Below are 10,992 nucleotides of genomic sequence, written 5' to 3'. Positions count from 1 at the left end.
GGGATGCGCAGCATCTTGTCGGCTACGTAAACATTCTCCACCAGTACCGGCCCATCGCGCACCGCCATCGCTTGAATACGCCGCACAATTGGGGTGGGATCGCTCGCCGTAATCAGGGCATCCGTCAGGTGGCAGACCAGCGGGGCCGGACAGCTATCAAATTCTATCAAGTGCTTCTGGAGCAGATTCTCGACGGCAGCAAAGCCTACGGCGGTGTCGGTCTCTCCTCCAGCGCTGATAACGGGTACGCCATGCTTGACTAGCTCGGGTAGGTCTCGGATTCCCCCTAGAATGTCAACGACTGTCGTGCTATAGGCCAGAATGGCTACTTTGTAGCGCCGCTGGACAATGCCATCGCGAATGGAGCGCCGTACCATGTCCTTGATGGCTTCTTTCAAGGCCCGGTTTACCAGTCCCATTTTGGTGGTAGAACCACACGGGTCATTCATAGAGTGGCTTGCATCAATGAGGTAGATGACTAGTGCCGGTGTGAGGGAGGTCGCCGGCTGCGTGTAGTACATCGTCGTCTGCCTCCTCTCCTTTCCAGAATAGTCAGACCAGTCGGGATCGCCTCGCCCATGACAAGGCCGCTCCCTCGTTTTACCAGAAACATGGCCTCTAGAAATACCCTCAGCTTGAATATGATACCACACCATGTTATACTCACAGAGATGTTCTTGCTGGTTAAGAAGAGCTATATCCTATGCCAAAGCGAGGACACGTTATGAGTTCGCCTGGCGTCTTCATCTGTCATGACCTCGATACTAAGGCTCATCAGGAATTGCAAATTCTAACTCGCTTGCGCCAGCGGCTTGAGGAAACTGGGACTACTGTCACAGTCTATCCAGGCCGCGCTAGCGACGATGGCTTTCTTCCCTTTTTGAATCAAACTTTGCCCGATCTGCAGTGGTTCATCCTATTTCAAACTCCCGCCGCGGCCCAGTCCTATCAAGTACGGATGGCTGTTAATACAGCGCTGAAGCTGTTAGAACAGCGCCGCTTACAGGGGGTGGTGCGCTTCCTGGCAAGCGCCGATGGGTCTCCAGTAGAGATGCCTGCTGAATGGACCTCACTGCCTACCTTTGATGGCTCTTATGATTACCCGCGGGCGATTGAGAAGCTGGTACTCACTCTAGAACAGGACCGCGCTCCTTTGCCAGTAAGCGCTTCTCCTCAGGCGGTGCAGGCCTTGCTGCCTACTCCTTCGCTTGGCTCCTCTCCTGCAAGCACTCCCTCAACACCGACAAGTCTGCGCTCGCCAGGGCAGGCCGATTATGATCGCCCGGTCCTTCCTCCTAACCGGCTGGTCCCTTTCGGCGGCTCTTTCAGGGACTTCGACTTTGGCACGACTGAGCGCGGACGGGCTATCATCGGCCTTTCTTTCTTACTGGTCGCGACGCTAGTCCTCGGTACCGTTATGGCTCTGCTTTTGACTCATCCTTCGCAGACCCCCGCCGGCAGCACTATTATCAGTTATGGACACTTGCAGTTTTTTAACACCGGCTTGACTGGCGCTGATAATACGACCGGTATCTGCGATGGCTTGGACATCCACTTGCAGAATTTGGGGACCCCTCAAAACGGTCAGAGTTTCTACGCCTGGTTGCTGCGCGATAAAAGTCAGCTGGGAGGGGCTTTACTCCTGTCGAAGTTTACGCCTGTTCATGGCCGCCTCGACCTGCGCTATACCAGCCCCAACCATCAAAACCTGCTGGCTAGTTATAGCCGTTTCTTGATCACTGAAGAGAGTGCCTCTCTGACGCCCGATTCACCTACTGCCGATTTGACACGCTGGCGCTATTATGCGGAGATTCCCCAGGTACCTGATCCCCAGGCCGAGACAGTTGGTAATACGACCGTTCACTATAGTAATCTGGATCATCTAAGGCACCTGTTGAGCGGAGAGCCGCAGTTAGATCAGTTGTCGCTTCACGGAGGGCTAAGTGTTTGGTTCTTTGAGAATGTGAGCAAGATCTTTGAGTGGGCCTCGACCGCCCGTGGCACCGGCGTACCGCGCGATGCCACGGAGATGCATAACGCGCTGGTGAAGATTCTGGACTATCTCGACGGCACGGAGTTGGTAGCTCAGGATGTCCCTCGTGGGACGCCTATCCTGGTTGATCCTACTGTGGGACGCGTTCCTCTGCTTACTCTGGATGAAAAGGCGCTGCCCGTGCCTGGTTATATCCGCCATATCGAGCTAGATCTGATCGCGCTCACAAGTTCGCCTCACTCCTCTGCAGCTCAGCGCCAGCTTGCTGGTCAGATCGACGCCGAGCTGAACCGCGTGAAGGCTAACCTAGATCAGGTCCGTCAGGACGCACGCCAGTTGGTCAATATGTCGCCCAAGCAGTTGCTGGCTTCTTCGACCTTCCCTCTGCTCGACGATCTGCTCAGCCAGGCCCGCACAGCCTTTATCGGGGAGGTGAATCCAGCTACAGGCGTTCGTAGCGGCGGCGCGGTTTGGATCTTCGACCACATGCCAGAGCTGGCTGCACTCAACGTGACACCCTATAAGACTTGATGATACGTCGTCTGAGGCAGCACTGCTTGCTCTCTTTATTCTTGCGCGCTTGGCTGGGGTCGCCAGTACGCCGACAGAGAGGGGCAGAGGTTTCACCTAGCACTGGTCGATTTCTGCCCTTTTGCCTCTGTGGGAAGTGGTAGCAAGCCAGCAAGGCGTTGCTGGCGAAAGCCACCGCGCAACTCACTTCCCGGCGCCATCGCTGGCCGAGAGAGGCACTGAGCTAGCGTAGTTCAGGATCTGTGGACAAGCAATCTTTGCTTTTGCTTAGCCTACAAAGAGCAGGAGAGAGAGCCGACTAGCACGGCCAGCACCCTGTTTCTGAGGCAGGGCAGAGATGCAGGCGAGAGGGCAATGAGGAGACAATGAGGAAAGGGAGGATAAACAGGCGTCAGCATGCGGCAGCTAGAGGTCACGCGCCCGATCGCCTGCATCTTCTCTTTCTTCTTCCTCTTCCTCTAACTCGCCCCGGTCGATGATGGCTTCGCGTTCATCAAGCATTCCGGGCAAAGGATCAATGTACATTGTGCGGCGCACCAGATCGATCTGCTTAATTACCTCTTTGATGGCAGGAATCAGAGCCTGCCTGCCATCTGGCATACGGATGGCATAGACATCGTTGCTTCCAGTCAGCCAGATCTCGGTGATTAACCCCACCTCTTGACCATCAAGCGTAAAGACACGCAAGTTGAGAATATCGTGCTGATAGTATGAATCGGGAGGTAGAGGGGGCAACTCGGCCAGCGGAATCTGCAGCTCGCGATTACGCAAGGTCTCAGCAGCCGTCAGCGAATCGAAACCTTGCAGCTTGAGTAAGACAAGGCCACTCTTATAGGGACGAACATGCTCGATGCGATGGCGCCGGGGAGGGAAACCACAATAAACAGCCTCGAGCTGCGCAAAGCGGTTAGGCAGGTCGCTCAGTGGCAAAACCTTGACCTCGCCGCGCAGCCCAAAGGGGGCGATCACTCGCCCCACGCTTGCCCATTCTGTATTGCGCTGCATAGAATTGGCAGTCATTGCCGCTTCGTAGGTGCCGTTGGAAAGTGCTCAGTGAGTGAGACTGACAGGACAGGAAGGACAGGCACGACCAGACTAGACAACCTTGAGGGAGGTATGACGGCCCTCGCGCGTCCCCATAGCGCGCATCAATGTGCGCAAAGCCTTGGCTACCCGACCCTCTCGCCCGATCACTTTGCCATAGTCCTCGGGCGCCACGCGCAGCTCAAGGACTACCGCCTGACGATCGTTGCGTACCTCGCGCACCTGCACCGCCGCCGGGTTATCGACCAGCGATTGGGCAATATATTCGACCAAGCGGCGCATCGAAGAATTTCTCACGGCCATAGCTATTCTGCCTTACCGGAGGCAGCGGAATCAGCCTTCGCCGCCGCCTTCATCTGCTCAAAGCGCTCCAACACTCCTGTGCGCTTAAAGAGCGAGATCACAGCATCTGATGGCTGCGCTCCGTTCTGCAGCCAGCGCAATGCCTTCTGCTCATCCACCTGCACTGCTGCTGGTTCACGCAGCGGATTGTACCAGCCGATATTTTCAATAATGCGCCCATCGCGCGGCGAAGGCGCATTAGCTACCACAATACGATAACTGGGCGCCTTCTTCTTACCCACACGCATTAAACGAATCTTTACAGCCATGCTTTCCTCTTCTCACCTCTCCCCAGCGGGGAAAGTCCTCAACCGTACTTTCTCTCTCGCTAGCCCCGTCTGACCAGTGTACGCTTTCGTCATAGCAACGTATGAAGAGCTAGCGCCCTCAGGTGCTGAGAAACCACGCCCACAACATGCCCGCCACAAGCTTTCCACGCGGCAACGCCAGCAGGAGTATCCTCCCTTCGCCCAGCCGCTCGGCGATGAGGTGGCACTAGCGCCTGAGATCCAGGCCATTAGGCCACGCCGAGGCAAGGGAGAGCAGGAATAGACGCTGTGCCGCTGCGTAGCGTAGTTGTCAATGCTGGGCAAGGCATAGAACATGGCCCCAATGGCGTCATCAGGATAGCACGGGCAGCACATTTTGTCAACAGGTGAGGGCGTGAGGGCATCGCTGGTTTTCAGCCGGTGACTGCTCAGCACAACTTCCCTCGCAGTGTTTATCTGTCGAAGGCGCTCTTCAAGCTGAAAGAGATCGTCAGCCACAGTGATAGCCGGGCGACTTGGGCGCAGACGCAAGAGCGCTGAGGAGAGCAATGGCTCGCTGCTGGCTCAAGCTTCCCCTGCGGAAAGCAGGCTCTCAGCCCGGCTGCTCTCTGCTATAATGAGGCGCGAATGCAGAGTATGAGGGGGCATAGTTTGTTCATGCGCCGTACCAAGATTGTCTGTACTATCGGGCCGGCCAGTAGCAGCGAGGAGCGGCTTGAGCAGTTGATGTTGGCCGGTATGAATGTGGCCCGGCTCAATTTTTCTCATGGGAGCCACGAGGAGCACGCGGCTGTCATCGAGCGTATCCGACGCATCTCGAGGCGGCTGGGCTGGCCCGTGGCCATCTTGCAGGATCTACAGGGACCGAAGATTCGCGTTGGGAGTTTGCCAGATGGGCAACCGTTGCGCCTGGTGCCGGGGAGCCAGGTGATTGTCGCGACGCGCATGCCGGCGACAAATGGTGAGGGGGCTCCGCTCGAAGGGAAGAGCGCTGAGCTGCCGGTGATTCCTACTACGTACGGGCTGCTTGCCCAGGATGTGAAACCGGGTGATCGTATCTTGCTCGATGATGGGCTGATGGAGCTACGGGTTCTTGCCAGCGATGGCCTTTCAGCACGCTGCCTGGTCATTCACGGAGGCTTACTGAAGGAGCATAAAGGTATGAATTTGCCGGGGGTGACTGTCAGCGCCCCCGCCTTGAGCGAGAAGGATCGCAGCGACTTGCGCTTTGGAGTGCAACATGATGTCGACTACGTTGCATTGAGCTTTGTCCGTCGACCAGAGGACGTGCTTGAGGCACGCCGCTTTCTCCAAAGTCTACAGGCGGAGCTTGCCGCTGAGGAGGGGCACAGTCGTCCTCCAGGCTCGATTCCTCTGATCGTCAAGCTCGAGAAGCCGGAAGCTGTGGCGCGTCTCGATGAGATCCTGGAAGTGGCCGATGGGCTGATGGTGGCTCGCGGCGATCTTGGCGTCGAGATGTCGCTAGAAAAGGTGCCGTTGATTCAGAAGCGGGTCATCGCTCGCTGTAACGAGCTAGGTCTACCAGTGATTACAGCCACGCAGATGCTGGAATCGATGGTAACTAACCCTACTCCCACGCGTGCTGAGGTCGCTGATGTCTCGAATGCTCTGCTCGATGGCACTGACGCTGTGATGCTGAGCGCCGAGACAGCCAGCGGCTCCTATCCGGTGGAAGCAGTCGCCATGATGGTACGCATTATTCAGGAGACGGAGGCTGATGATCGCACCGCTCAACCTCCACAGTGCCGACGCCTCTCTCAGGAGCACGCTGTGAGCCATGCGGCGCGCGCGCTCTCGGAGGAGGCCAGCGTACGCGCGATCGTGGTCTTTACTCGCTCGGGCAACTCGGCACGTTTGATCTCGAAAGATCGACCGCGCCGTCCCATCCTGGCTTATACTCCCTCGGAGCGTGTCTATCGCCAGTTAGCTCTGTGGTGGGGAGTTTGGCCACGTCTGATCGAGATGCATGGAACGACTGAGGAGCTGATTGCGACTGTTGAGCAGCGTCTGTTGAGCGATCATTTGCTCGCGGAAGGCGAGCATGTGGTGATTATGGGTGGGCTGCCGGTGGCCAGCCGGGCACGTACTAACTTTGTGAAGCTGCATCGTATTGGCGAAGGGCATATCTCTGGTTAGGCCTGTGCTGGTAGCCTTCGTTCTTGCTTCTTCCTCCTCCGGCTGCCCTGCCCTTTCTTCCGACGCTGGCGGAGCAGGGCAACAGCCAAGAGGCCGAAGCGCGTTTCGTTTGACATCGTCGCTGAATGGGACTATACTGGAAAACATCAGACCAGCGCCATCGGTTGCGGCGGGTAATAGCGATGTTATCCCGCCGCGCCTTATTGCAACGGGGCAAGACTTTGGCACGTACCGCCTGGCTGGCTCGGCTTTTGAGTCCTGTTTCAGGAAGAAGAGGTGTGCATGACTATTCAGCAGGAAAAGAACGCAATCCCCGTTCCCCAGGTTGAGCCACGGGCTCCGATTCCTAGGCAGAATCTTCGTATTCCTGGTCCTACCGTAGTACCGGATGAGGTCCTGGCTGAGATGGCCCGCCCGATGATCAACCACCGCGGGCCGGAATTCGCTGCTATTCTGCGCCGTGTGACAGCACGGCTGCAATACTTTTTCCAGACGCGCTCACCTGTGTTGACCTATCCCGCCTCCGGCACCGGTGGCCAGGAGAGCGCCATTGTCAATTTGTTCTCCCCAGGCGACCATGTGGTGGCAATCACGATCGGCTCCTTCGGCAATCGTTTCGCACGTATCGCCGAGGCTTATGGGTTGCAGGTGAGTCGTATCGAGTTTCCCTGGGGTGAGGGGGCCGACCCGGATGTGGTGGAGAGCCGCCTGAAAGCATTGCCCCCCTACCGCGGGGTGCTGGTAACCCACAATGAGACGTCGACGGGCGTCACCAACGATATTCAGACGCTGGCTTCTCTTATCAGACGCCACAATCCCGATGCCCTGATCGCGGTAGATGCTGTTAGCTCCCTGGGCTGTATCCCGCTCGAAATGGACCTGTGGGATCTGGACGTGGTCTTTACAGGTTCGCAGAAGGGCTGGATGTCTCCCCCTGGCGTGATGATGATCGCAGCCAGTGAACGTGCCTGGGAGGCGAATAAACGCGCCAAACTGCCGCGTTTCTACTTTGATTGGGCCAGCTCGCGCAAGAAGCTGGAGGTTGGTCAGCATCCTACAACGCCGGCGGTCTCGGTCTTCTATGCGCTCGATCGTGCTCTGGAGCTGATGCTTGAAGAGGGGCGCGAGGCAATTTTCGAGCGCCATCGCCGTGCCGGCGAGTATGTGCGTCGTCGCGCTCGTGAGATGGGCCTGGAACTGTTCGCCAATCCGCGCTATGCCTCAAACACGGTCACGGCGGTCCGCCTCCCCGACGGCTTCAATACGAAGGCTTTTATGAAGGCCCTGCGTGAGCAGGACGGCGTCGTTCTCGGTGGCGGCCAGGAGCACCTGGAAGGGAAGATTTTCCGCGTCGGCCATTTGGGGTACTTCCGCGAGGAGGACCTGGCCGAGGCTATGGATAAGGTGGAGCAGCGCCTGCGCTCCTTCGGCTTCACAGGCCGCTGAACGCCACCGCTGGAAGAGGGGAGTAAGGCTATGGTGATGGCTGAGGATGCACAACCTGCGCAGCCTGCGCCGACAGAAACAGTCAGGATTTTGATCGCCGATCGCATCGCTCAGGAGGGTATTGATTTCCTGCGCACCCATCTGCCAGAGGCAACTGTCGATGTGCGTACGGGCCTCTCTCCTGCAGAGCTGTGCTCGATCGTCGGCGACTATGCCGCCCTCGTCGTGCGTAGCGAAACCCAAGTAACACGCGAGGTGCTCTCTGCTGGTAAGAACCTGAGAATCGTGGCACGCGCCGGGGTAGGTGTGGACAATATCGATTTAGAGACGGCGACGCGCCTCGGCATCATGGTGGTAAATTCGCCGCTGGGCAATGTGGTTGCCGCCGCTGAGCATACCATCGCGATGCTGCTAGCTCTCGCTCGTCATATTCCCGCCGCCGATCGCAGTATGAAGGCCGGCAAGTGGGAGAAGAGCCGCTTTTTGGGGAGCGAGGTCCGCAACAAGGTACTGGGTATTATCGGTCTAGGAAAGGTCGGTAGTGAGGTGGCAAAGCGCGCCCGCGGTCTGGAGATGGAGGTGATCGCTTTTGATCCCTATGTCTCCTCAGAGCAGGCCAGTAAGTTGGGGGTGCAGATGACCACCCTTGATGATCTGCTGCGTCGCTCTGATTTCGTGACAATCCATACCTCTCTGACGACAGGCCCCTCTGGGACACGCGGCTTGATCGGTGCGCGTGAGCTGAGTCTGATGAAGCCCAGTGCCCGTCTGATTAACTGTGCACGCGGGGGGATTATCGATGAGGAGGCCCTGCTCCAGGCTCTTAAAGAGCAGCGTTTGGCCGGAGCCGCTCTCGATGTGTTCAGCCAGGAGCCAATTCGTGAGCATCCTGTGCTGCGTGAGCTGGTCGGTCACGAGCAGGTGGTGGCTACCCCCCACCTGGGGGCCTCAACTGAGGAGGCTCAGGTCGGCGTGGCTCTCGACGTCGCCGAGCAGATCGTGACCGTCCTGCGCGGCGGCTTCCCGCGTGCCGCGGTCAATGCCCCGCTGATTCTGCCCGAGACCCTGAAGGTTCTTCAGCCCTATATGACACTGCTGGAGAAAATGGGTCGCCTCTACACGCAGCTCCAGCCTGGGCCGCTCCATCGCATCGAGCTCTCGTACAGCGGCGAAATTACGGCCTACGACCTGCGCCCGCTGCAAGCCGCTCTCATTAAGGGTCTGCTTGAGCCAATCTCGGATGCTCATGTGAATATGATCAACGCCCCCTTGCTGGCTAAACAGCGGGGCCTGGAGATCACGGAGCAGAAGTCACCTACGTCAACAGAGTTTGCCAATCTGGTAACGTTACGGGTCTTGGATGTCAATGGCCGGGCTTCTTTCGCCGGCCAGGGTGAGGGCGAGGCCGAGCGTGTCGAGCTGCTCAGCGGTACGGTGATGCACGGGGAACCACGTATTGTACGCGTGGGCCGCTATTGGACAGAGTTTGTGCCGGAAGGCTACATTCTCTTCTGTCGCAATCCCGATCAGCCCGGCATGATCGGGCGCGTGGGGACCATTCTGGGCAAGGCCGGCGTCAATATCCGCCATATGGATGTGGGACCCATCCAGCGCGCTCCGCGCCCACGCCGCCCAGGTGCTCAGCCCGATATTGCACTGATGATTATCTCGGTCGATGATCCTATCCCTGATTGGGCACTCGAAGAGATTCGTGCCTCTGGCGATATCTTTGGCTTGACGGTGGTCAATCTCTAAGACGCCGCTCTTCTAGCAGGCTAGAAGGTCAGGCCTGCCTAGTGGTCGAGCAAGCTCGCCTCGGCGCCCGCTTTGCAAAGAGCCAGTCTGAGGGCAGTCCTTGCCCCCTTGAGCAGAGCCTCCGATTCCACACTAGAAGGGGAGGGACTGCCTTTCTTTTGATCTGCCCTCCGCTCTCATTCTGCTACTTTATTTGACCTTGAGCAGTTGACGCTCGCTTTCCTCAGATTGTGAGGCTTCTCGCATGAAACGCTGCTTGAGTTGACGCTGCAGCAAACGGCTTGCAACAAGGGAGAGAGCCATGAGCGCTACTAAGATCAGACAGGCAGGGAGCGTATACTGTTGGATCAGTGCTACACCCCATCGCCAATGCCTCCCCAGGACCATGCCGATCCGGATGATGACCAGGCACCAGAGTAGGGAGCCGAGGAACATGGCCAGAAGGAAACGCTGATAGGCCAGACGCGACATACCCGCCAGAAAGCAGGCAAAAGGACGCACATAGGGAGTGATCCGGGAAAGAAAGATCATCCAGGCCCCAGCATGCTGAAACCAACCCTCCGCTACGCTCGCTTTGCTCTCGTCAAGATGGAGGAATTTCATGAGACGCAATAGCGCCGGACGTCCTCCCCGTTCTCCAATCCAGTAGGCCAGGCAAGCCCCCCCACAACTCCCAATAAGCGCCGCAGCCGCCAATGGCCAGAAATGCAGATGACCAAGCGTTACCAGTGCCCCGGTGAGCAGCAAAAGCGTACTGTTGATTACTGGGATACCACAGCTTTCTAAGAAGAGAAAGAGCGCAACAAGCCCGTAGATAGCGAGTGGATGGGCTTTAAAGAGAACATGGTCAATCAGGAACTGGATCAGTGTTTCTAGCATGCGCTTCCTTTCTGCTTAGACCAAACCATGCCAGCCAGTCAGCCTATCCCCGGCTCTCTGCCAGTACAATGCTCTGCGCCACGCCTTGTTCTCTGGAAAGTATACAACAGAAAAGGCTCGTGTATATCAATCAGGCAGCGATTGCGAACCTGCCCCAAGCCACGTCGTTGTGTGTCCTGCTTACTCCCCCCCATAAGACGGCCAGGTCCGTGGCAGGGTTGCAATCGCTGGCCCAAAGCGGTGAGTCTTTCTACTCTGCAACAAAGTTGGCCTGGCAACGTATCATCTAAGCGAATGGCTTGCTTCGTCGCGAGGGGAGCGCGCAAGGCAAGCAAGCACAGTTCTCTAGGGCGAAATCCTATCACTGTGCGAGGCAGCAGTGGACCTGGCAGATCGCAGGCTAGCAGGTCGCATACGGAGGAACACTGAGCACCCAGCGCTTTTTCCATGTCTTTCTGCCTTTTTCATCTTTTTGAGAATATTCTCAGTTTATGCTTCTATTATGATAATCGATCAGGTCGTGTATTCCATTCGAGTGCTGTCACTTTGCAGAGAAAGAACAGAAAGGAGTTACCT

The 10,992-nt window shown here is 57.4% G+C and carries 9 protein-coding genes; 4 read left to right on the top strand and 5 right to left on the bottom strand.

The window, feature by feature from the left end:
- Positions 1-521 (bottom strand): VWA domain-containing protein (locus tag IRZ24_RS11015; protein WP_297163900.1); only part of this gene is annotated, 521 nt, incomplete at its 3' end.
- Positions 522-703: 182 nt separating this feature from the next.
- On the opposite strand from IRZ24_RS11015, the gene IRZ24_RS11010 reads away from it, so the two are divergent.
- Complete coding sequence (locus IRZ24_RS11010; RefSeq protein WP_297163897.1) at positions 704-2,524, top strand: hypothetical protein; 1,821 nt, start codon at positions 704-706, stop codon at positions 2,522-2,524.
- A 405-nt stretch (positions 2,525-2,929) separates the two neighbouring features.
- On the opposite strand, the gene rimM is transcribed toward IRZ24_RS11010, so the two are convergent.
- The 3 genes from rimM to rpsP form a co-directional block, all read right to left on the bottom strand.
- Complete coding sequence (gene rimM / locus IRZ24_RS11005; protein WP_297163894.1) at positions 2,930-3,529, bottom strand: ribosome maturation factor RimM; 600 nt, start codon at positions 3,527-3,529, stop codon at positions 2,930-2,932.
- Between the two features lie 90 nt (positions 3,530-3,619).
- The gene (locus tag IRZ24_RS11000; protein ID WP_112428083.1) at positions 3,620-3,871 is read right to left on the bottom strand and encodes a KH domain-containing protein; all 252 of its coding nucleotides are present in this window, start codon (positions 3,869-3,871) and stop codon (positions 3,620-3,622) included.
- 2 nt (positions 3,872-3,873) lie between these two features.
- Positions 3,874-4,179, bottom strand: a complete 306-nt coding sequence (gene rpsP, locus IRZ24_RS10995; RefSeq protein WP_297163889.1) for a 30S ribosomal protein S16 — start codon at positions 4,177-4,179, stop codon at positions 3,874-3,876.
- 657 nt (positions 4,180-4,836) lie between these two features.
- On the opposite strand from rpsP, the gene pyk reads away from it, so the two are divergent.
- The 3 genes from pyk (at position 4,837) to serA (ending at position 9,537) form a co-directional block, all read left to right on the top strand.
- The gene (gene pyk / locus IRZ24_RS10990) at positions 4,837-6,336 is read left to right on the top strand and encodes a pyruvate kinase (RefSeq protein ID WP_297163886.1); all 1,500 of its coding nucleotides are present in this window, start codon (positions 4,837-4,839) and stop codon (positions 6,334-6,336) included.
- Positions 6,337-6,618: 282 nt separating this feature from the next.
- Complete coding sequence (locus tag IRZ24_RS10985) at positions 6,619-7,782, top strand: alanine--glyoxylate aminotransferase family protein (protein WP_297163883.1); 1,164 nt, start codon at positions 6,619-6,621, stop codon at positions 7,780-7,782.
- A 30-nt stretch (positions 7,783-7,812) separates the two neighbouring features.
- Positions 7,813-9,537 carry a phosphoglycerate dehydrogenase gene (serA, locus tag IRZ24_RS10980; protein ID WP_297163880.1) on the top strand — a complete coding sequence of 575 codons (1,725 nt, stop codon included), beginning with the start codon at positions 7,813-7,815 and terminating at the stop codon, positions 9,535-9,537.
- 189 nt (positions 9,538-9,726) lie between these two features.
- On the opposite strand, the gene IRZ24_RS10975 is transcribed toward serA, so the two are convergent.
- Entirely contained in the window at positions 9,727-10,416 is a 690-nt protein-coding gene (locus IRZ24_RS10975; protein ID WP_297163877.1) for a DedA family protein, read from the bottom strand.
- Between the last annotated feature and the right edge of the window lie 576 nt (positions 10,417-10,992).

The sequence above is a fragment of the Thermogemmatispora sp. genome (genome assembly GCF_019683755.1).
Taxonomy (GTDB): domain Bacteria; phylum Chloroflexota; class Ktedonobacteria; order Ktedonobacterales; family Ktedonobacteraceae; genus Thermogemmatispora.
This window is presented reverse-complemented; position numbering and strand designations above follow the sequence as displayed.

Coding starts and splice junctions, on each gene's coding strand:
- IRZ24_RS11010 (WP_297163897.1), top strand. CDS start 704: ATGCCAAAGCGAGGACACGTTATGAGTTCGCCTGGCGTCTTCATCTGT.
- IRZ24_RS10985 (WP_297163883.1), top strand. CDS start 6,619: ATGACTATTCAGCAGGAAAAGAACGCAATCCCCGTTCCCCAGGTTGAG.
- IRZ24_RS10975 (WP_297163877.1), bottom strand. CDS start 10,416: ATGCTAGAAACACTGATCCAGTTCCTGATTGACCATGTTCTCTTTAAA.
- pyk (WP_297163886.1), top strand. CDS start 4,837: ATGCGCCGTACCAAGATTGTCTGTACTATCGGGCCGGCCAGTAGCAGC.
- rimM (WP_297163894.1), bottom strand. CDS start 3,529: ATGCAGCGCAATACAGAATGGGCAAGCGTGGGGCGAGTGATCGCCCCC.
- IRZ24_RS11000 (WP_112428083.1), bottom strand. CDS start 3,871: ATGGCCGTGAGAAATTCTTCGATGCGCCGCTTGGTCGAATATATTGCC.
- rpsP (WP_297163889.1), bottom strand. CDS start 4,179: ATGGCTGTAAAGATTCGTTTAATGCGTGTGGGTAAGAAGAAGGCGCCC.
- serA (WP_297163880.1), top strand. CDS start 7,813: ATGGTGATGGCTGAGGATGCACAACCTGCGCAGCCTGCGCCGACAGAA.